Origin of the sequence: Pseudanabaena mucicola FACHB-723 (assembly GCF_014696385.1) — a bacterium.
Classification (GTDB): Bacteria; Cyanobacteriota; Cyanobacteriia; order Pseudanabaenales; family Pseudanabaenaceae; genus Pseudanabaena.
The window spans coordinates 80836-101333 of sequence record NZ_JACJQB010000001.1; the positions used below are offsets into that span (position 1 = coordinate 80836).

Here is a 20498-nt window from a genome sequence, read left to right on the forward strand (position 1 = left end):
TTAAGGGCTACAGAGTTACCATATCGCTCTGCTATATCCTTTTCGATAAACTTAAAATATCCATCTCAGACTTACTAGGATAAATCTTTATATAAGCATCTTTAAAATCATATATTCCAGTCAAATCACCTATTTCAATTTCTGGTTCACCTTTAAAAAAAGACAGATAAAAAACCTCTTCCGATAAATCAGTCTCTAGTCCAACATCTCCTGAAATTGATCTACGAGTTTCAATGCTCATCTTCAAATTACCATCATCAGTCCAAGCAGTAGCAATGTGGTTATTATCCATACCTAGAACCTCTAAATTTGAATTCCATTATAAAGCAAGCTATCTCGTAGCAATTTTAAAATTTAAAGATTTTCTTGTCCCTAAGGCGATTTTTACTTAGCGACATAAAGATTGAAATAAAATATAGCGCTTTGCCAATTAATATTTGCTAAGATAACAAGCAATCCTAAATATTTACCGATATCACACTGTTTATTCATCTTTAATAGGCTATGTACACTAGCAGATTAATATTATTTGTCATTATGGATTTCTTCTAGGGGGCATTATGTCAAAAGCTATGATAAACAGCCTGATCGATGAAATAAATTCACTACTTAGCCGCCCAGTCGGATCAGTAACGGAGAAAGTATCTCTGGATATAGCTCATCCTAGAGATCAGCTAAAGCGTTTGAGATCTCATCTTGAAAAACTTACTGAGGATAAACACTTAAATAATTTAGATCAGCAATATCAGGGTTTGGTAGCACATTTACAAGAAAAAATTTCCATAAATCGCCAGACATCTCATAATATTAGTACAGAATCAAAAAAATTAGAAATATTGCCACCTACAACAATTAAATCAGAAGCTAGTCACTTATTTGGCGATACATTTGACTTGAATTTAGTGACTAACAAAATTGCTGTGATTGAAAAAGACTCCACATTTTTGAATGATTGCATGATTACTCCGTGCCAGCAGTTAATGAATACAAAAATTGAAACAGTACAAGATTTTTACAAAACAATAGTAGGCTATGAAGAATCGTGGGAATTGCTAACTGGCAGAGAGGTTAAACGTATTAAACCGCGAGTATTGAGAGCAAGTGGTGATATGGTCTTAATTGACGAAGAAGGCTGTAAAACTCAAAAATTTGAATATATTAATTGGAAAATTAAACGTATAACTGTATTAAGTAAAAGAATTTTCATTGCAGTTGCTTATTCAGGATATGAGCCTATAGCTAAAAACATAATAACTCATCATCAAAAGAGAATTAGCATAGATGAAGCCGAATATAAAAAAGATGAGTTTGTTAATCTCTTTAAAGAGATATATCCACCTATTACATTGGATGAAATTAATTCATATAAGCAGAAAAAAGATCTTCTAATTGAGCAGATACAAAATACTTTAAGGGAAGATTATATACGTACAGACAAATTTTACGAATTAAACTATAAATTATATGTCAAAGTACATGTCCATCAGTTTGAATATAGAGATATAAAGCAAAACTTTATTCAATCTTGGACTGAGGCAAACATAAAAAATAAGCCTGACCTAGAACAATCTTTAGCAATTGGCTCAGTTAATAGTCATGTTCAATTAATTGCGAGGGCTGGCAGCGGCAAAACATCCACATTAGTTAATCGCGCAATATTTTTACAAAAACACTGCGGTATTAAACCATCTGAAATCTTACTATTAGCATTTAATAGAAAAGCTGCTCACGAAATTAGAGAAAGATTACAAAAACATTTACAGAATGATCTGCCCTATGTCATGACATTTCATGCACTGGCTTATCACTTAGTTCATCCTGATGAAACGCTAATTTTTGATGAGCCAGATGGTCAACAAACAAAAAGCCGTAGCTTGCAAAGTGTAATTGATGAATACATCAGAAATCCAAATTATTCTGAACAGATTAAATCTCTAATGATTGCTAAATTCAGAAAAGTTTGGATAAGGATTGCCGAGGGTGGATATGATTTAACGCCAGAAGAAATGATCGAATATAGACGTTCGTTACCACAAGTCGGTATTGACGGCTATAACTATAAATCTGGAGGGGAAAAGATCATAGCAGATTTTCTATTTGAGCATAACATTCCATTTAAATATGAAAAAAACTTTTGGTGGAGAGGTGTTAATTATCATCCTGACTTTACGGTTTTAAAAGAAGTCAATGGTAAAAAAGGCATTGTAATCGAATATTTTGGACTGCAAGGCGATCCCAACTATGATGAACAATCACAACAAAAGCGATATTATTGGGAAGAAGAACAGTCTGATTATTTGTTTATTGAATTAAACCCAGCAATTCTAAAACCACACGGACGAGAAGGAATGGAAAACCATTTGCGCGAACTTCTCACAGGTTTAGGTCTTGAATTGAATCGTCTCAGCACTCCAGAAATCTGGGAAAGGGTTAAAGACCGTGTCATAGATGACTTTACTAAATCTATGACCAATTTTATCGGGCGTTGTCGTAAACAATGCCTGACTCCTGATCAACTGAGTGAAAAAATTGAGCGTTATTTCAAATCTAATCCTCAAACAAGCGAACCAGAGTTTCAATTTTTGGATTTAGCCCAGAATTTTTATATCTCCTACTTGGATCGCCTCCAACAAACAGGCGAAGAAGACTTTGATGGGCTGATGCAAAGAGCCGCAAAAGTTGTAGACGAAGGCAATACCGTATTTTTGAGCAGCAAATTTCGAGGAGACTTGAAAGAGCTTAAATACATCATGATTGATGAATATCAAGACTTTTCTTTGCTTTTTCATAACCTCATTACAGCCATCAGAAAACAAAATCCCGAAGCTCTGTTTTTCTGCGTTGGTGACGATTGGCAAGCCATCAATGGCTTTGCTGGTGCAGACTTGCACTATTACAACAACTTTACCCAAATATTCACACCATCACACACCTTACCGATCACCACCAATTACCGATCAGGTTCGCAAATTGTGGAAATCGGTAATCAGTTGATGACCGATAAAGGCATACCCGCCAAGTCATCTACGCAATTACAAGGCAAAATTCAGCTTGTGAACATCGCGAAATTTCAAATGACAGCGATCGAAGAAGAAGAACATGGCTATGACTTGACTGCCGCGATTATTCGCCTAATAGGTCAACTCATCCAAGAAGGGAAACAAGTTGCTCTACTCAGCAAGAAAAATACTTTGCAAGGCGTGGATAGACAAATCAAAGAACTGGATAAATTTCGCAAATATATTCTCAAAAAACTTAATTTAGTTGGAGAGCTAGAACAACTCATCGAAATTTCCACAACCCATAAATACAAAGGCAAAGAACGACAAGCAGTAATTATTCTTGATGCTTATAACTATCCCACTATTCATCCTAGTTCAATCTTTTTCCGTATTTTTGGTGACAATGAAAATAAATTAATTGCAGACGATCGCCGCCTGTTTTATGTTGCCCTCACCCGTGCCAAAGAAGAGTTATACCTAGTCGTAGATAGTTTCAAAATGTCACCATTCGTTGCAGGCTTAACCAGCAAAATGCAACTGCAAGAGCTAGATTGGAAAGATTATCCAGTTGTCACCATAGAAACTCGATTTATTACCGTCAAAGTCACTAACCAACAAGGACGCGGGAAAAATCCTACTATTGCGATTAAAGAGCTTTTGAAATCTGAAGGATACAAATACAATGGCACATCAATATCTTGGAATAAGGTGGAACCAGTCCAGAAATTCCTAGCCGATGGCTCAAGATTGCAATATTTAAGCGATCGCAATTGGAGTTCTCAAGCTAACGGTATCGAAGTGAATTTTTGTAATGAGCAGGAAGAAGTTATATCTTCGTATCTAGCCAATAATGGCAAATGGACTTGTAGTTTCGATAACTTCAAGCAATCAAAAATAGATGAACCAGACATAACTAACTATGATGAAATCCCATTCTGACAAGTGCTTTTACTACTTAACGTGAGTTCGGGTTAAGGATTTAGCCCGATATTCCTCTCTAAATCATTCCCTGCAAGGGAAATAAAACATCTGTAAGCCAGTGTTTTTTGCTTAACAATAGTGACTTCAAAAAGAGAATTGTAATTTTTGGCTACTTTGGCATTGTTCTGGAGAATATCAATTGATAGATATAGGCTTCAGCCTTTCTTAACCCGAACTCACGTTAAAATAAAAAAGAATTTGTAAAAGGTAAGGATAGGCTACCGATCCTTACCTTCTAATCTATGTTATTTAAACCTCGCATATATCACCCTCTGGCGGATGCAGTCCTGTTTGAGTCCAAAAAAGTCTTGTGGCGCGGATCGAGTCCTCCTGTGGATATCTCAGATCATTGAGATCTAAGCGATCGCAAGTTGCTCGACCAACTGCCGTAATTCCCTTAATTTCAGTACTATTATTTGCCCACACAAAATGCTCTGACCAGTATTGCTTGCGAGGATTAAAAATTGGCACAACTTCCTGCGTTTGGGGATCAATCGCCTCAACAAAGTTATAACGTCTCTCATTACATCGGCGGCAAGCAAGCGCAAGATTATCAATATCATCCAAGCCTCCCAGCGATACAGGAATGAGATGATCGAGCGTAAATCGAGAAGCACTTAGTCGCTCTGATGAATGGCAATATTCACAAACAAATTTTGCCAGTTCGCGGACAATTTGCCTTATCGCATCAGGAATTGGCATTTTGAGCAGCAAGCATGGCGTTAATGTGAGTAAAAATCCGATCTAGCTCCCCAATAGTTTCTAACTCAGGAATCTCTTCAACAGAAAGCGGCTCCACTTTTCTTTTCTCTAGAAGCAACTCCATCCGATCCTGTAGGCGATCGCTAAACTTAAACAGATTCAGATTGCCAACCTTCTCAACGCAAATCTCATGAATTAATAATGACGGTTTGACAAGTGTTGCAGTCATAAATTTTTAACTCTTACCGATAATTTATTATAGCGATTGGTGATTATCCTGCAATTTTTCGTGCTAGACCCAAAGAATAGACTAAGAGGCGAGCGCCACACTCATAAATCCCGATGGGTAAATGCTTTAGCATTTGCCCCTGCATAGGTCGCCACCACATGACCATTACCAACTAGACGATATTTGTAAGTAACAAGACCTTCCAAACCAACGGGGCCGCGAGGAGGCATCTTATTGGTGCTAATCCCCACCTCTGCGCCAAAGCCATAGCGGAAACCATCGGCAAAGCGGGTCGAGCAGTTGTGATATACACCTGCCGCATCAACATCGCTCATAAAGTTCTCCGCAATCGCTAAATCTTCGGTGACAATCGTCTCGGTGTGCTTAGAGCTGTAATCGGTAATGTGGGCGATTGCATCCTCAGGTGAGTCCACAATCTTGACCGCCAGAATTAAATCGCTATATTCCGTTGACCAGTCCGCATCGGTGGCAGGAGTAATGTCAATAATCTGACGAGTGCGATCGCAACCGCGTAGCTCCACACCATGAGATTGAAAAGCCTTAAAAGCTAAGGGTAAAAACTGATTTGCGATCGCACTATGTACCAGCATCGTCTCGATGGCATTACAAGCCGCAGGATATTGAATTTTGCTATCAACTGCGATCGCAATTGCTTTGTCTAAATCCGCAGCCGCATCGACATAAACATGACAAATGCCATCGGCATGACCCAGTACAGGTATATTCGTATTGTTTTGAATGTACTGCACAAACTGATTCGAGCCACGGGGAATAATTAAGTCGATCAGTTTATCCATATGCAGGATTGCCGAAGTCTCAGCACGAGTTGTTAATAACTGTACTACATTTGGCGAAACCCCACCTTGCTGAGCAAATAGCGTCTCTAATGCCCCATAGATTACCCCTGCGATCGCTTCACAGGAATTTACGGCTTCACTGCCACCCTTGAGGATTACCCCATTCCCTGACTTGATCCCCAATGCTGCAATTTGGGTGACTGCATCGGGACGGGCTTCAAAAATGACCCCAATCACCCCCAACGGGCAGGACAATCTCTCTAAAACTAAACCTGCATCTAGTTCACGATGAATTTGGCGATTGCCAATTGGATCACCAAGGCGGATCACGTCGCGCACCCCTGCAATCATTCCCTTCAGCTTATTCGCATCTAGCTTGAGACGAGCGATTAAGGCGCTAGGCAATTGATTAGCATGGGCAGCCTCCAAATCCTTTTGGTTAGCCGTTAAAATCTTATCGGACTGTTGCTCTAGGGCAATGGCGATCGCTTCTAAGGCAGCATTTTTTATCGCACTCGGTAACTTTGCCAAGGCGATCGCAGCCGTGCGAGTCCTTTGGATTGACGCAGATAAATCTATCGAGATATTCCCAGATACACTTGCAGACACTTTACTGTTTACTTCTTTTTGCTAAATTGCGATCGCAGCACATCTCCGCTAAAGGCGGGTAAATGCTTTTTGAGCTTGTTATGTATAAGCTTACAAGACCCTCAACCCTAGCCCCCCTTCCGTTAAGAGAGAGAGGGAAACAAGAAATGAGTCTTACTCCCCCTCTCCCTTAATGGGAGAGGGGGCTGGGGGGCAGTTATTTATTTACCCATGCCGAGTTGCTGAGCTTTTTGGTAAACCTTGCCCTCAGTCAACAATGAAGGTGCAATGACCACCTCAACCTGTTGCATTTCGCGGATGGTTGCCGCACCAAGCGTACCCATACTGGTCTTGAGTGCACCCAAGAGGTTGTGAGTACCGTCATCTAGTCCCGCAGGACCACGCAAGATCTGCTTGAGTGAACCTGTTGTACCCACCTTAATTCTGGTGCCGCGAGGCAATACAGGGCTAGGTGTTGCCATGCCCCAGTGGAAACCACGGCCGGGAGCTTCGACAGCTCTGGCAAAGGGTGAACCAATCATCACCGCATCAGCACCACAGGCAATCGATTTACAGATGTCGCCACCTGTAACCAAACCACCATCAGCGATAATTGGCACATACTTGCCAGTTTCCTTGAAAAAGTCTTCACGGGCAGCCGCACAATCGGCAACTGCGGTTGCTTGGGGAATACCCACACCAAGGACACCGCGAGAAGTACAAGCTGCTCCAGGACCAATCCCGACCAATACACCCGCCGCACCTGCTCGCAGGAGTTCAAGGGTGACATCATAGGTTACACAATTACCCATCAATACAGGAATTGGCATCTCCTCACAGAATTTGGCGAGATCAAGGGAAACTAGTCCTTCGGCGGCAACGTGGGTTGTGGAAACGACAGTGGACTGCAAAAAGAAGAGGTCACAACCTGCTTCGGCTGCAATTTTGCCATATTTGAACGCATTGACGGGGATGCTGCTAGCGCAGGCAATGCCACCCTTTTCTTTGATTTCGCGAATGCGTTTTTGAATCAGTTCAGGCTTAACGGGTTCTGCATAAAGTTCCTGCATGAGTCCGACGAATTCGGTAACACCTACAGAAGCAATTTTTTCTAAGATGGGAGTGGGATCGTCATAACGGGTCTGGATACCATCAAGGTTAATCACACCCAATGCCCCTAGCTCTGAAAGCTTAACCGCCATATCCACATCGACTACCCCATCCATAGCGCTAGCAATGATCGGGATTTCACGCCGAATGCCCCCAACTTCCCAAAAGGTATCGGCAACGTTGGGGTCGAGGGTTCTCCCTCCTGGTACTAATGCAATTTCGTCGATGCCATAGGCTCTGCGTGCAGTTTTACCGCGCCCAATTTGAATGTCCACTGTTTGTACTCTCTAGAATTGATAGTTATGAAGATCTGCGTAAAAATCTGATTTTCAAGATTTACGCTAAGGTTTTCTATTGTTTGATGCGTCGGGTCTAGTTTGCCTAAGACAAATCTAACCCGCAAAAACTTAATGAAATGGGTCTAGTAGTTTTTACATTAACCTATGCTGATGTGAAAATTACTTGATTCTGATCTGCGATCGCAGAATGATTGTTAATCAGAGTTGTGATTAGGTTTACAGAAAATCTTAATTCTTTATTAAGATACTGTGGCTGATTGCCTAATCATAACTAATTAATGTGATCCAAGGTTATTTTTTTAAAGTTGAATCATGCTTTAGTCTACAAAAGTCTCTAAAAATCCTCAACAAAAATCATTAAAGTCTGAGTAATGGCTGAATTTTTTAATACCTATGGTTTTCTAATTGTATCGGCAATTTTTGGGGCAATCCTTGGAATTTCCGTCTATTTGCCACTGATGGCAGGTCAATTATCCTTGGCAACACCAGGGTTTTATGCCCTTGGTGGCTATGTTGCCGCGATCGCATCGACCAAATTTTTACCAGCTAGTTCCAGCAATTTCCCGATCTGGTTGGTATTACTGGAAATGTTGGTGGCGGGATTAATTTCAGGAATTTTGGCAGTCATTTTAGGGATTCCCGTACTCAGGCTGCGGGGAATTTATTTAGCGATCGCAACTATTGCCTTTGTCGAAATTTTGCGTGTGGTCGCCCTAAATCTGGAGATTACTGGTGGAGCTGTCGGTATTTTTGGCGTTCCGCAACCGTTTCAGTCGCCTTTGGCATATCTCTGGATCGCTTTGCCACTGTTGGGACTGAGCATGACATTTATGTATCGTCTCGAAAAGATCCGCGTCGGGCGGGCGCTGATTGCCATCCGTGAAGATGAACTAGCTGCCGATTCCATGGGGATCAATCCCACCTATTACAAGGTTTTAGCCTTTACCCTTGCGGCGATTTTGGCAGGCATGGTGGGAGCGGTGAGCGCTCATTTTCTGAATACATGGAATGCGCGGCAAGGAACTTTCGATGCCAGTATTATCTTTTTAGCATTTGTGTTGATCGGCGGCTCACGCACTTTTTGGGGGCCAGTTGTTGGCGGCATTATTTTGACGGCTTTGCCTGAAGTTTTGCGTGGGGCGGCGAGTGTGAATGGGATGCCGCTATGGTTAGGGCAGTTTCTCAAGGATGGGCGACTAATTATTTTTGGGGTGCTGATTGTGGTGGGAACAATTTTTTATCCCAAGGGGATCATTACGCCAGAGTTTCTAGTTTGGTGCAAGCGAACCGCCCAAAGGCTCTGGGCAAAGATGTTTCACAAAAACAAGCCCGAGAATAAATCCAAACAAAGCGCTTAATCTCCCTCACGCTCGACGTTGTAGCCCATATGTCACATTCCCAAATGCAGCAATCACGCAAATTTTTTAGCTATTTGGCTTTGCTGACAGGTTTACTAGGGCTATCTGCGATCGCAAATCCTAATTTAGTTAGCAATTTTCTCTGTTTGGGCAATTGTGAAGCGCGGGCAGGGAGTAATTTACGTGATGATTTACTGAATAAAGATCAGGCGATCGCCAATTTAGTTGATCTAAAAAAACTGGATAAAACTGCGATCGCCATCGTGGTTGAAAAATCCAAATACAAACTGACGATTTATTATCAAAAGCAACCGATTAAGTCCTATGCAATCGTGTTGGGCGCAAATCCCAAGGATGACAAATTGCGCCAAGGCGACAAACGCACCCCCGAAGGTATATTTCGCGTCCAAGAGCTATATCACCATTCGGAATGGTCAAAGTTTATTTTGTTGGACTATCCCACCAAGGATTCTTGGCGCAAGTTTTTAGCGGCAAAGGCGCGGGGTGAGGTAAATGCTAGGGATGATATTGGTGGCGAGATCGGCATTCATGGCGTAGAGACGGGAACTGACTGGCTAATTGATCGCAAAATTAACTGGACTTTAGGCTGTGTATCGATGAAAAACAAAGATGTCGATGAAATTTATCCGTTGTTGCAACGGGGGACAACTATTGAAATTTTGCCTTAAAACCCAGAAGATAGAAGCGCCGCACCTATTTTCTGAGCTTCATCATGGATACAATGCAACCATCAACCCTAGCTATTCAGCAAGTAACTCGCCGCTTTGGTGGTTTAGTGGCAGTGAATGAGGTTTCCTTTGATGTGCAGGAGAATGAAATATTTGGCGTGATTGGGCCTAACGGAGCGGGTAAAACTACGCTGTTTAACACAATTACGGGTTTGATCGAGCCAACCAGTGGCAAGGTTCTCTACGACGGACAAGAGCTAACTAATCGTCGTCCCCATCAAATTGCAAAGTTGGGCATTGCGCGGACTTTTCAGAATATTCGCCTATTTGCCGATCTGTCAGCATTGGAGAATGTGGCGATCGCCAGACATCTTGGCACAACTACAGGAATCTGGAATGGCATTTTAGGTTTGCCACCCACCGCTAAACAGGAAAAGGAAACCTATGAACGCGCCCAAGAACTATTAGAGCTAGTGGGGCTAGATGATCGCGCCGAAGTCAAGGCAAAAAATTTCGCCTATGGCGATCAGCGTCGCCTAGAGATTGCCCGTGCGCTTGCCCTCCAGCCCAAACTGCTATTGCTTGATGAACCCGCCGCAGGGATGAATCCTATCGAAAAAGGACAACTTAGTGACTTCATCCGCAGTTTACGCGATCGCTTTAATTTAACGATTTTGCTAATTGAGCATCATGTGCCGTTGGTCATGGGACTTTGCGATCGCATTGCTGTTTTAGATTTTGGTCAACTAATTGCGATCGGCAAGCCCGAAATTGTTAAAAGTGATCAAGCCGTGATTGAAGCGTATCTGGGTGATGAAGGGTAAAACAGCAAAAGTGCCGCGCTTTGCGCGGCACTTTTGCTGTTTTTATTGCTGGTCTGCTTACCTATTCCCAAAAGTCAACGTTGAGCATTGAGTCAATATCACGCTTGAATTGCCATGTGTCAGGGAATTCAACCGATTTATATCCTTTCTCCTTACGAATTTCTTCAAGAGCATCGACGAAAGCTTCATCAAATATCTCAGCGAAATAATTTTTGAGACTTGGTGACAATTTAAACGCCCGTTTCAGCCGTTTCCTTTGTTCACGAATTGTGTTTTCCCAGCCATTGAACTCTTGCGGCATATCCACAAACATTCGCTTGAGTAGATGCTCTAATAAGGTAGCTAAACGGTTATATATCTCGCTCCTTTCAGACGTTCCCAAGCTCTCAATCTCCTCTATTAGATGTTCTAAATCTACGTGGTCAAAATCTTTTGCCTTTAACTTTTCTGTGGTTTCTTGTACCCATTTGTAAAAATCACGATCATACAAAGTCGTTCTTGGTGCGATTGCTGTTTTCATCTTGTTTTTGCTCCTTTAGGGGTGCGATTTGTAATACGATCGCGGATACAAATTCGTGTTGGCATAGATCAAGCCTAGATCAATTTTGAACGTGATTGCGTTCGACATCAAAGCGATAGGATTGGAAACCTGTAAAATTAGCACGTTTTTCCGAATTGCCAAGGGCAAAAGCGACATGTTCAAAGGGTGATAGGTGAGCAGGTTTGGAGGTCAAGAGGCGATCATGCAGCTTCACGTCATCGGCAAGATTGCGAACTCCATCATGATTGAGGTAGCTAACTCGCGCACAACGCCCTACAGCAACTTTAATTAATTCATTGATATCTGGAATTTCCGCGATGTCCTCTGGCTTAATCAACGGTAAATGCCATTCCCCTTCAGCTAATTGTTTTGGTTGACTGGCATCATAGGCTGCCTTCATCTTGTGGGCTAAATTTTGGATTTCAGGCTGAGCATCAGGATGGCAGCGCTGCTCAAAAAAGTTACTAAATTCTGTTCCCGAACAAATTACGGTAATTGTGGAAAAAGGTTCTAACAGACGATTGACAACTTGTTTATGAATACCAATTTCCACTAAGCGGCGAGCATGACGGATGGCATCTTCCCTAGCTGCTTGCCACACTGCCGAGGCAGCTTGCATTTCTGCCTCTGTCACTTCCATTTGAGCCGACATTCCCTTTTGATTTTTGCCCCAATGTAATGGATAAACTTCTTGACTCTCGACAAGTTTAATCATTTTCTCGACAGGAATAGCGCGACTGCTACTGCTATTTTTGCTGAGCATGCGGTGAGTCATGAATTCTGAATGAATCATGCGATGGTAAGTCAGCACAAAAGTAGTCAGGCGATTGCCTGTTAAATTGACGCTATCAGCGATGATGGCAGCTTGAGGTTGAAACATGATTCTTAATTCTTAGTTCGTAAAATCAATCCCAACGGTGGTTGTGAGTTTCCATCAATTAGGATTTCTAATTAGTTCAGCATGAGTAACTGGGTGCAATTAAATATAAAACCCTAAAACCTGTGGCGCACGCTGCGCGTGCGCCACAGGTTTTAGCTCTGGGTTTTAATTATAAGTAGTTCAGCATAAATAATCTTAAAACCCAGAAATGTGAGTTGCTCACTTCGCGAGCAACTCACGCCCTGATTTTTGGTTTTAATTATGTTTAGCTACTTACCTAGCTACTTTTAAGATTGTAGTCTATGTATGCAGGCTGACTATCAGAAATTAGCGCTTAAGTAGATGCAGCAAAGTTCTTGCTCTCTGCGTAACTGCTCTTTTGGTCAAAATTCCCTGCGATGGACTAAACAATAGTGCTAGCAAAAAACATCCTGAGATGATTAGGACGATCGCACTTCCTGATGGAACATTTTGATAATAGCTGACATACATTCCACTCACACTCGCAAATACCCCAATTACTGCTCCTAAACCCATCATTAGGTGTAATTCCTTCACTAATAAAAATGCAGTGGCGGCGGGGCCAGTGAGGAGCGATACGACTAGTACCACGCCCACAGATTGCATACTTGCAATGATTGTGAGGGTGATTCCTGCCATTAAGCCAAAATGGATGAAATGTACAGGTAATCCCATGGCTTTGGCGGCGAGGGGATCAAAGCAATAGAAGATTAGTTCACGATAAAAGATGGCAACGCTGACAAGAACTGCGATCGCAATAATTAAAGTCCGCCACAGATCTGTACTGGTAACGCCTAGAATATCGCCAAATAGAAAACTGTGCAGATCTAATTTGCTTTTGAGAACAGTAATTAGGATGACTCCTAAAGCAAGGAATCCTGAAAATACTAATGCCATAGCTGTATCAACTTTGATCTTGGAATGGGCTTGAATCCAAGCCACAACAAAGGTACTAATTGTTCCTGCAATAAATGCACCAAGAAAAATGTCAAGCCCTATATAAAATGCGATTGCAAGTCCAGGTAAGACTGCATGGGCAACCACATCGCCCAAGAGTCCCATATGTTGCACGATTAGGTAACTACCGACCACTGCCGATAAAATACCAATGAGAACGCCAATTGCGATCGCATTTCGCATAAACTCAAAACCCAAGGGTTCCATTAACCAATTCAACATAGCGATTATTTTTTTGAGATGTTTTTGAGATATTTAGGACTTACTCAAAAGAACCCAAAGTAGGGGCAATTCATGAATTGCCCCTACTTTGTCATGCGAGTTTCAAGTCATTTTTGTCTAAGTCCTAATATTTTTGGAATCAGGATTTAAATTTCATCCTTAACTCTGGCTTTGCTAAGTAGCTAGGCAAGTTCTTTTTGGATCAAAATCACACTGTCACCATAGGCGCGTTGGATATTTTGAGAAGTAATCACTTCATCACGATTGCCTTCAGCAATAAGTTCTTTATTCAGCAATAACAGCCGATCATAATTGTCCAAATTAGAACCAAGGTCATGGGTAATTACTAAGAGAATCTTGCTCTGCGCCTTTAATTCTGCAAACACATCAAAAATTACTGCTTCAGTTTTTTTATCTACACCGACAAACGGCTCATCGAAAAATAGTAATTCCGCCTCTTGGGCAATTGCCCTTGCCAGAAATACCCTCTGTTGTTGACCACCAGAAAGTTCGCCAATTTGCCGATCGCGAAATTCCCACATACCCACACGCTTGAGCGCATCTTTCACAATCATGTCGCAATGACAGGCAGACTTTTTAAGCCAACTGGTCAACCAATTGCGGTGACGGGTGCGGGACATCATCACAGCGCCCCATACGGTTATAGGAAAATCCCAGTCCACTTGTGAGCGCTGCGGGACATAGGCAACTGTCCTTAGTTGTCTTTGCAAGGATCGCGATTGATATCGCACCCTACCACTAGAGGCAGGTACTAATCCGAGAATTGCCTTAAAAACTGTACTTTTACCCGCACCATTTGGTCCAATCACTGCCACCATCTGCCCTTTTGCGATCGCAAAACTAACATCTTCAACTACGCGGACATCTTGGTAACTAACTTCCAAATGCTCGACTTCTAGCATATTTTTATGTAAAGGTATTATGATAATGATTATCATTCTTTGTTAAAAAGCACAAATATCGTGAGCAAAATTCTTGAAACAGATGATTAATCTCTTCGCTCCGCAAAAGCCACCTGTTACTGCTGAGCAGTCACAGCAAGTCAAGGATTGGCTATATGAAATCTTGCAAATTGATCGCACCACAATTATTTCTCTGAGCCAGTTGCAGTGTTCTGAGCCTAATTGTCCGCCAATTCAAACTGCGATCGCAATCATGCTCACCCCACCCCTCATCATCCGCATCCACAAAGCAACCGCAGACATCAATTACACCGATGTCTGCACTGCCATCGCCCTCAAAAATCCAACTACCAAAAAATCATGAGTAACATAGCAAGCTTTAATCCCATTCCCGTTACTGTCTTAACAGGCTACCTTGGGGCAGGGAAAACAACTCTGCTCAATCGGATCCTTACCCACGAACATGGCAAAAAAGTAGCCGTGATCGTCAATGAATTTGGGGAAGTGGGCATCGATCATAAGCTAGTGGTCAATGCCGATGAAGAGATTTTTGAAATGAACAATGGCTGTATCTGCTGCACCGTGCGCGGCGATCTGATCAGGATCATTACCAATTTGATGCGCCGTCGTGACAAATTTGACCATTTAGTAATTGAAACCACAGGGCTTGCCGATCCTGCTCCCGTCATTCAAACCTTCTTTGTGGACGAAGATATGAACGCCAAAACCAAACTGGATGCAGTAGTTACGGTTGTTGACGCAAAGCACATTGCTCAACATTGGGATGCCGATGAAGCTATCGAACAAATTGCCTTCGCCGATATTATTTTGCTCAATAAAACAGATTTAGTCACTGAAGTAGAGTTAACAGAACTAGAGCAACGCATCAAAACCATGAACTTGATGTGTAAAATCTATCGCACTCAAAACTCAGACATTTGTATGGATGCAGTGCTAGGCATCGGTGCATTTGAGCTAGAACGCGCCTTAAAGATCGATCCAGAGTTCCTTGGCGAAGATGCCCATGAGCATGACGATACTGTGAAGTCAATTGCCATCGTTGCGGAGGGAGAACTGGATCTTCCGAAAATCAATACTTGGATCAACAATCTATTGCGTAACCAAGGTGTAGATATCTTTCGGATGAAAGGAATTCTTAATATCAAAGGAATTGACGAGCGCTTTGTATTTCAGGGCGTGCATATGCTCTTTGATGCAATTCGAGATCGTCCTTGGTTACCCCAAGAACATCGTCAAAATGAACTTGTATTTATTGGTCGCAACCTTGATGCAGAGCAATTGAGATCTGATTTTTTAAACTGCATGGCAACTTAAAAGAACAAAGTCCCAAATTGCCGCCCGCGTCGCGGGCGACAATTTGGAGTTATATAGCGTTAGTTATCACCAGAAGACGGTTGGCGGCACTTCGCGCCGCCAACCGTCTTCTGGGGTTATGTCCCCTAGAGGGTACATGGAGACAGATGCATTTTTTTTGAGAGGGGCTAAAATATACTTAGATTAAAACTTCTTAACATTTGGGCAACCGTATCGTGCTAATTCAATCAGACTGGCTCAAAAGTTTGCGAGAGCGTTCCTTTGACCCAGAACTAGGGGCGATCGCTGTTATTTATTTTGTGCAGGGGGCGATGGCAATTTCACAACTTGCTGTCAGCTTCTTCTTAAAAGATGACTTAGGACTTAGTCCTGCGGAAGTTGCCTCCATGGTTGGCATTGCGATGCTGCCTTGGACAGTCAAACCCTTATACGGTTTGATTTCTGATGGATTTCCTGTATTTGGCTATCGTCGCCGACCTTACCTATTACTATCTAGCGTTTTAGGGGTTTTTGCATGGTTGAGCATGGGGGCATGGGTTACCACTCCCTTTTGGGCGATTGCCATGATTGCCACAGGTTCACTATCCCTCGCCTTTTCTGATGCAATTACTGATGCCTTGATTGTCCAACGCGCACGTCTAGAGCCAGAGGGAGATGCAGGCTCATTACAGTCTTTTAGCTGGATTGCCTCATCGATTGGGGCGATCATTTCTGCCTATTTGAGTGGATATCTATTAGAACATTTCGGCGCAAAGTTTGTCTTTGAGGTCACCGCAACTTTGCCACTACTGGTCGGGATAGCCGCTTTTGCGATCGCAGATCCACCGATGTCTACAATTTTTATTGCTGCCCCCGATCCTAATGTTGACCCCAATTTGGCCACGACTAAGCCTGCTTTGTCGCGAAATTCGCAAGTCTGGCTATCTCTCAAACTAAATTTGACCCAACTCCGCGAAGCCTTTACCAACAAAGCAATTTGGCTCCCTGCGGCGTTTTTGTTCTTTTGGCAAGCCACACCGAGCGCTGATACTGCCTTTTTCTACTTCACCACCAATGAACTAAATTTTAATCCTGAATTTTTAGGAACAGTTAAATTTTTTGCCAGTTGGGCAGGGCTGTTGGGCGTATGGCTATTTCAACGTTTTTTTCGAGGTGTCCCTACTCGCACAATTTTCTTTTGGACAACAATTGTCTCCACTTTGTTAGGACTAACTAGCCTGTTGCTAGTTACCCATACCAACCGATTGCTAGGTTTAGACGATCGCTGGTTTAGCCTTGGCGATAGTTTGATCTTGACCGTTGCGGGACGGATTGCCTTTATGCCCGTACTTGTCTTAGCCGCAAGGCTCTGCCCTGAAGGCATTGAGGCAACCCTATTTGCGCTGTTGATGTCAGTATTAAATATCTCGGCGCTATGTTCTGCTCAATTAGGTGCAGGTTTGACCTATTTATTGGGAGTTAATGAATCTAATTTCGATAATCTCTGGCTACTGGTTTTAATCGCCAATGTGACCAGCCTCTTGCCACTGCCATTACTAAAATGGCTACCTGACGAGAAAAATGTATGCAAATAGATTACATCGCGCTTTTTGTCAAAGATGTAATGCGATCGCAATCTTTTTATAGTGATGTTTTAGGCTTTAAATTTGATAAACCAGCCAAACCTGATGGCGCAGAAGGCTATAGTGGCAACATCAAAGTGGGAATTTACGATCGCAGTTGGTTACCAAAGCTATTTGGCGATCGTGGCGAACAAGTTATCAGTGGTAATCCCTTTTTGCTATCGATGACCGTTGAGGATCTTGATCTGGTTTACCAACAAATTTGCGATCGCATCGTCGAGCATCAAGGAAATCATCCAGTAGATACACTAGTAGATATCATCGCACCACCAAAAGTTATGCCTTGGGGACAGAAAATTTTATTTCTGAGTGATCCCGATGGCAACATCCTCGAAATTGTGCAGTCAAGCTGATCATGACCATCAATGTTGCTAATTGATGCCTTAGGTAGATATATCTTTGGCATTTAGGAACAGACACTATATATTTAACCTTGGTTAAAACCTTAATCGTTTACACACCTATGCCTACCCAAAACGATATCCCTGTTGCTCAGCGAGTTAGCACCCCAAATCGACCATTGGCAAAACAAGCTGTAGCTAAACCCAATCCAGTGCTGCGATCGCTACAGTCAGTTCCTTGGTGGGCTTATGGGTTGGCAGTCTTAGCCTTCTTATCACCAATTGTGAGCGCTCGCATTTGGTTTGCCTTAAATGTAAATGCCACTAGTCAAGTATCGACAAGTTCGGCGCTAACGGAAAATACTCAACCAGAAACAACCGCCAACAATGCGGAAGCAAATTCTCCAACGGCAGTTCCCATCGGTTCCCCATTTATTAGTAGTGCTACACCCAAGGCAAACAGCAAACTAGACCCGAATAATCCAAACATTCCCCAAGCTTCCGATGCTCCTGCCGACTTGTTTGGGCATTATGCATATGCAGAGGCTCCTGCCAGTAAATTGCGTACCATCAGTAGAGCAGGTGATGGCTATGAAATTAAATTGCATGAAACAGCCGCAAAAAGCTATCTGCAAATGGAAGCTGATGCCAAGGCGGATGGTGTAAATTTTGCCGTAATTTCAGGATTCCGCTCGATTTCTGAACAACAAGAACTCTTCTTTGAAATCAGCAAACAGCGCAACCAAACCCCTGCCGAACGCGCCAAGGTCAGCGCCCCTCCCGGACATAGTGAACATCATACTGGTTATGCCATCGACATCGGTGATGCCAATGTTCCTAGCACCAATCTCTCTCCCAGTTTTGAGAAAACTGCCGCTTTCCAATGGCTACGCAATAATGCTGCTAGGTATGGATTTGAGATGTCATTCCCACCCAACAATTCACAAGGTGTGATGTACGAACCTTGGCATTGGCGATTTGTTGGTGATGACACCAGCTTGGCAACTTTCTATAAATCATCCAATCGCAGCAACTCTTTTATCCAAAAGCCATAGTTTTTCGATCTAAAGATTCGCCTTATCTCTGAACTTTGCCATGAATGTTACTACTACAGATTTACTGGCAATCGCCATTTTTACGATTACGATGATGTCTCTAGTGGGAACGATGGTGGGCTTACCGCCAATTGTTCCCAGCGCGATCGCCATTACTTTACTAGGTGCATGGGGAATTGATATTGGCTTTTGGCAAGGCAAATTTGGGGCATATTTTCAGGTGTGGTTAAGGGCACGATCGCCTAAGTACCGCGAGAGGGTCTCCTACCATGAAGCAGGGCATTTTCTCGCTGCTCATGTTTTAGGATTCAAGGTTGTCAAATATGCGATCGCAGGAATTGTTGGTAAATCTTTGGGGGAAATACTTGCCGATGAGTCATTCACAGGTATTGAAGGGGGCGTAGAAATAGAGGTTGCCAATGCTCCTGAGTCAATCAGCCTGTCCGCCAATTTACTAGATCGCTATAGCACCGTTTATATGGCAGGGCTTGCCGCTGAACAGTTGATGTGTGAAGGACAGACTGAAGGTGGGACAGATGATATGCAACAGTTACGCAAAGCGATTTCGCATTTACCCAATCCCATGACCCAAGAGCGTTGGGCTTTACTCAATGCTAGAAATTTATTAGACGATCGCCGCCCTGTGTTAATTGCCCTTGCCGAGCAAATGCAAAAGGGTGCAAGTGTTGAGGATTGTTGTCAAACCATTGAGCAATCCCTCAAACAATTGGTTTAGACAATCTGATTAACCTTACCGACCACAAATTTTAAATAACGACCTTCCGCAAAAGCCGCAGGCACAGGGTGATCAAGGGGTTGTCCTGCTTCATGGATAATTTGGATACGCCGATCGCTAGATTCCGCAGCAGTGGCAAGCATTTCCTTAAAGGCTTCAGGGCTAACTTGACTAGTACAGCTCGCCGAAACTAGTAGACCATTGGGCGCGACACATTTAAGAGTGATCGCATTTAGCTTCGTGTAAGCACGAATTGCCGCAAAACGATTTTGCTTACTCTTGGCAAAAGTGGGCGGATCGAGGATCACAATATCAAAGGTTTGTTGCTCTTGTGCGTAGCGATGCAACACATCAAAGCAATCCGCAGTTACAAAATTGTGGCGATCGCGATCGAAATTGTTTAAACGTACATTTGTATCGGCAACAGCCGCTAAATGTTTGCCAATATCCACATTAGTAACGTGACTCGCACCACCACGCAAGGCATAGAGCGAAAATGCACCCGTGTAGGAAAAACAATTCAGTACCGTTTTACCTTGGCTAATTTCCCCAACAAAGCGACGATTTTCACGATGGTCGAGAAATAAACCAGTTTTTTGTCCAGTTTGCAAATTGACCTGAAACAATAGCCCATGTTCTTTTACGGTAATATCTCCCTTCGGTTCTTTACCCCATAGCAATTGAGTTTTGCTCTCTTGCGGATTTTCACTTTCAGAATTCTCTAAATGCTTTGTCCGCCATAAAATACCCTGTAAAGGAGCCACTGCTAACAAGGCATTCACTAACCAATCAAGGACTACGCTTGCCCCCTCCATATAGGTTTGCACCACCGCATATTCCCCATACAGATCAACGGTAATTCCTGCTAAGCCATCCCCCTCACCAAAGAGCCAACGATAAGCGGTGCAGTTCTGTTCGCGTAAAGGCGATCGCAGTTCCCATGCAGCCTGTACTCGCGCTTTCAACCAACGCGGATCGGGTAACTGTCGCTGCGAAAATATCCGAATCGCGATCGGTCCTTTGTTATCCCATAGCCCAAATCCCGTCCAGCCGCCACACTTAACCCGCACCCATTCCCCCGTCTCAAAACGTGCTTCTCTAGGCAATCTATCCCGATAGATCCAAGGATGCCCTTGAGCCAAACGTTCTTTGAGTTGAGTAGAAACAATAATTTCGCGCAGCTTTGCCATTAATTTGTTCTTATACAGTTACTAGTTGATTTTGATTTGTTGAAGTTTATCGATTAAATCACCATGCCTAAAATC

The 20498-nt window shown here is 42.9% G+C and carries 20 protein-coding genes; 10 read left to right on the top strand and 10 right to left on the bottom strand.

All coding sequences use genetic code 11. The annotated features are described in order from the left end of the window. Window positions 1-31: 31 nt before the first annotated feature. The gene (locus tag H6F41_RS00350; protein ID WP_190401481.1) at window positions 32-292 is read right to left on the bottom strand and encodes a hypothetical protein; all 261 of its coding nucleotides are present in this window, start codon (window positions 290-292) and stop codon (window positions 32-34) included. 268 nt (window positions 293-560) lie between these two features. Between H6F41_RS00350 and H6F41_RS00355 the strand changes: the two genes are divergently transcribed. After that, on the top strand, window positions 561-3941 hold the full coding sequence (locus H6F41_RS00355) for a UvrD-helicase domain-containing protein (RefSeq protein WP_190401482.1): 3381 nt from the start codon (window positions 561-563) through the stop codon (window positions 3939-3941). Window positions 3942-4232: 291 nt separating this feature from the next. Here the strand turns inward: H6F41_RS00355 and H6F41_RS00360 are convergent, their stop codons facing one another. From H6F41_RS00360 to H6F41_RS00375, 4 genes are all read right to left on the bottom strand, one after another. Continuing rightward, window positions 4233-4685 carry an HNH endonuclease gene (locus H6F41_RS00360; RefSeq protein ID WP_190401483.1) on the bottom strand — a complete coding sequence of 151 codons (453 nt, stop codon included), beginning with the start codon at window positions 4683-4685 and terminating at the stop codon, window positions 4233-4235. After that, the gene (locus H6F41_RS00365) at window positions 4672-4914 is read right to left on the bottom strand and encodes a hypothetical protein (RefSeq protein ID WP_190401484.1); all 243 of its coding nucleotides are present in this window, start codon (window positions 4912-4914) and stop codon (window positions 4672-4674) included. The genes H6F41_RS00360 and H6F41_RS00365 overlap by 14 nt, the downstream gene beginning before the upstream one ends. Before the next feature lie 101 nt (window positions 4915-5015). Continuing rightward, window positions 5016-6341, bottom strand: coding sequence for a glutamate-5-semialdehyde dehydrogenase (locus H6F41_RS00370; RefSeq protein ID WP_190401485.1), 1326 nt, complete (start codon window positions 6339-6341; stop codon window positions 5016-5018). Between the two features lie 200 nt (window positions 6342-6541). Then, entirely contained in the window at window positions 6542-7705 is a 1164-nt protein-coding gene (locus H6F41_RS00375; protein WP_190401486.1) for a GuaB3 family IMP dehydrogenase-related protein, read from the bottom strand. A gap of 395 nt (window positions 7706-8100) precedes the next feature. Between H6F41_RS00375 and H6F41_RS00380 the strand changes: the two genes are divergently transcribed. The 3 genes from H6F41_RS00380 to H6F41_RS00390 are packed head-to-tail and all read left to right on the top strand — an operon-like array spanning window position 8101 to window position 10600. Beyond that, the gene (locus tag H6F41_RS00380; protein WP_190401487.1) at window positions 8101-9087 is read left to right on the top strand and encodes a branched-chain amino acid ABC transporter permease; all 987 of its coding nucleotides are present in this window, start codon (window positions 8101-8103) and stop codon (window positions 9085-9087) included. Window positions 9088-9116: 29 nt separating this feature from the next. After that, window positions 9117-9776, top strand: a complete 660-nt coding sequence (locus tag H6F41_RS00385) for a L,D-transpeptidase family protein (RefSeq protein WP_242022855.1) — start codon at window positions 9117-9119, stop codon at window positions 9774-9776. Between the two features lie 44 nt (window positions 9777-9820). Then, entirely contained in the window at window positions 9821-10600 is a 780-nt protein-coding gene (locus H6F41_RS00390; RefSeq protein WP_199288598.1) for an ABC transporter ATP-binding protein, read from the top strand. Window positions 10601-10661: 61 nt separating this feature from the next. Here the strand turns inward: H6F41_RS00390 and H6F41_RS00395 are convergent, their stop codons facing one another. The 4 genes from H6F41_RS00395 to H6F41_RS00410 form a co-directional block, all read right to left on the bottom strand. Next, window positions 10662-11120 (bottom strand): DUF29 domain-containing protein, encoded by a 459-nt coding sequence (locus H6F41_RS00395; RefSeq protein ID WP_190401488.1) that lies wholly within the window; start codon window positions 11118-11120, stop codon window positions 10662-10664. Window positions 11121-11199: 79 nt separating this feature from the next. Then, window positions 11200-12021, bottom strand: a complete 822-nt coding sequence (locus H6F41_RS00400) for an FAD-dependent thymidylate synthase (protein ID WP_190401489.1) — start codon at window positions 12019-12021, stop codon at window positions 11200-11202. A 327-nt stretch (window positions 12022-12348) separates the two neighbouring features. Continuing rightward, on the bottom strand, window positions 12349-13221 hold the full coding sequence (locus H6F41_RS00405; protein ID WP_190401490.1) for a metal ABC transporter permease: 873 nt from the start codon (window positions 13219-13221) through the stop codon (window positions 12349-12351). A gap of 182 nt (window positions 13222-13403) precedes the next feature. Further along, the gene (locus H6F41_RS00410; protein WP_190401491.1) at window positions 13404-14144 is read right to left on the bottom strand and encodes a metal ABC transporter ATP-binding protein; all 741 of its coding nucleotides are present in this window, start codon (window positions 14142-14144) and stop codon (window positions 13404-13406) included. Between the two features lie 82 nt (window positions 14145-14226). Here H6F41_RS00410 and H6F41_RS00415 point away from each other — a divergent pair, with 82 nt between their 5' ends. From H6F41_RS00415 to H6F41_RS00440, 6 genes are all read left to right on the top strand, one after another. After that, window positions 14227-14508: a hypothetical protein gene (locus H6F41_RS00415; protein WP_190401492.1), complete on the top strand. Its 282-nt coding sequence runs from the start codon at window positions 14227-14229 to the stop codon at window positions 14506-14508. Beyond that, entirely contained in the window at window positions 14505-15479 is a 975-nt protein-coding gene (locus H6F41_RS00420; RefSeq protein ID WP_190401493.1) for a CobW family GTP-binding protein, read from the top strand. Before H6F41_RS00415 ends, H6F41_RS00420 begins: the two co-directional genes overlap by 4 nt. A gap of 215 nt (window positions 15480-15694) precedes the next feature. Beyond that, on the top strand, window positions 15695-17053 hold the full coding sequence (locus H6F41_RS00425) for a folate/biopterin family MFS transporter (protein WP_190401494.1): 1359 nt from the start codon (window positions 15695-15697) through the stop codon (window positions 17051-17053). Further along, complete coding sequence (locus H6F41_RS00430; RefSeq protein WP_190401495.1) at window positions 17044-17454, top strand: VOC family protein; 411 nt, start codon at window positions 17044-17046, stop codon at window positions 17452-17454. The genes H6F41_RS00425 and H6F41_RS00430 overlap by 10 nt, the downstream gene beginning before the upstream one ends. A 110-nt stretch (window positions 17455-17564) precedes the next feature. Further along, the gene (locus H6F41_RS00435) at window positions 17565-18497 is read left to right on the top strand and encodes a M15 family metallopeptidase (protein WP_190401496.1); all 933 of its coding nucleotides are present in this window, start codon (window positions 17565-17567) and stop codon (window positions 18495-18497) included. A gap of 40 nt (window positions 18498-18537) precedes the next feature. Beyond that, the gene (locus H6F41_RS00440) at window positions 18538-19233 is read left to right on the top strand and encodes a hypothetical protein (protein WP_190401497.1); all 696 of its coding nucleotides are present in this window, start codon (window positions 18538-18540) and stop codon (window positions 19231-19233) included. On the opposite strand, the gene H6F41_RS00445 is transcribed toward H6F41_RS00440, so the two are convergent. Next, window positions 19230-20423 carry a class I SAM-dependent rRNA methyltransferase gene (locus H6F41_RS00445; protein WP_190401498.1) on the bottom strand — a complete coding sequence of 398 codons (1194 nt, stop codon included), beginning with the start codon at window positions 20421-20423 and terminating at the stop codon, window positions 19230-19232. The two genes, H6F41_RS00440 and H6F41_RS00445, sit on opposite strands and share 4 nt — an antisense overlap. Between the last annotated feature and the right edge of the window lie 75 nt (window positions 20424-20498).

What these genes read in the sequence shown, in the direction of transcription:
- H6F41_RS00420 (WP_190401493.1), top strand. Translation starts at nt 14,505, where the DNA reads ATGAGTAACATAGCAAGCTTTAATCCCATTCCCGTTACTGTCTTAACA.
- H6F41_RS00410 (WP_190401491.1), bottom strand. Translation starts at nt 14,144, where the DNA reads ATGCTAGAAGTCGAGCATTTGGAAGTTAGTTACCAAGATGTCCGCGTA.
- H6F41_RS00360 (WP_190401483.1), bottom strand. Translation starts at nt 4,685, where the DNA reads ATGCCAATTCCTGATGCGATAAGGCAAATTGTCCGCGAACTGGCAAAA.
- H6F41_RS00405 (WP_190401490.1), bottom strand. Translation starts at nt 13,221, where the DNA reads ATGTTGAATTGGTTAATGGAACCCTTGGGTTTTGAGTTTATGCGAAAT.
- H6F41_RS00365 (WP_190401484.1), bottom strand. Translation starts at nt 4,914, where the DNA reads ATGACTGCAACACTTGTCAAACCGTCATTATTAATTCATGAGATTTGC.
- H6F41_RS00400 (WP_190401489.1), bottom strand. Translation starts at nt 12,021, where the DNA reads ATGTTTCAACCTCAAGCTGCCATCATCGCTGATAGCGTCAATTTAACA.
- H6F41_RS00390 (WP_199288598.1), top strand. Translation starts at nt 9,821, where the DNA reads ATGGATACAATGCAACCATCAACCCTAGCTATTCAGCAAGTAACTCGC.
- H6F41_RS00415 (WP_190401492.1), top strand. Translation starts at nt 14,227, where the DNA reads ATGATTAATCTCTTCGCTCCGCAAAAGCCACCTGTTACTGCTGAGCAG.
- H6F41_RS00395 (WP_190401488.1), bottom strand. Translation starts at nt 11,120, where the DNA reads ATGAAAACAGCAATCGCACCAAGAACGACTTTGTATGATCGTGATTTT.
- H6F41_RS00380 (WP_190401487.1), top strand. Translation starts at nt 8,101, where the DNA reads ATGGCTGAATTTTTTAATACCTATGGTTTTCTAATTGTATCGGCAATT.
- H6F41_RS00435 (WP_190401496.1), top strand. Translation starts at nt 17,565, where the DNA reads ATGCCTACCCAAAACGATATCCCTGTTGCTCAGCGAGTTAGCACCCCA.
- H6F41_RS00350 (WP_190401481.1), bottom strand. Translation starts at nt 292, where the DNA reads ATGGATAATAACCACATTGCTACTGCTTGGACTGATGATGGTAATTTG.
- H6F41_RS00430 (WP_190401495.1), top strand. Translation starts at nt 17,044, where the DNA reads ATGCAAATAGATTACATCGCGCTTTTTGTCAAAGATGTAATGCGATCG.
- H6F41_RS00440 (WP_190401497.1), top strand. Translation starts at nt 18,538, where the DNA reads ATGAATGTTACTACTACAGATTTACTGGCAATCGCCATTTTTACGATT.
- H6F41_RS00355 (WP_190401482.1), top strand. Translation starts at nt 561, where the DNA reads ATGTCAAAAGCTATGATAAACAGCCTGATCGATGAAATAAATTCACTA.
- H6F41_RS00385 (WP_242022855.1), top strand. Translation starts at nt 9,117, where the DNA reads ATGTCACATTCCCAAATGCAGCAATCACGCAAATTTTTTAGCTATTTG.
- H6F41_RS00445 (WP_190401498.1), bottom strand. Translation starts at nt 20,423, where the DNA reads ATGGCAAAGCTGCGCGAAATTATTGTTTCTACTCAACTCAAAGAACGT.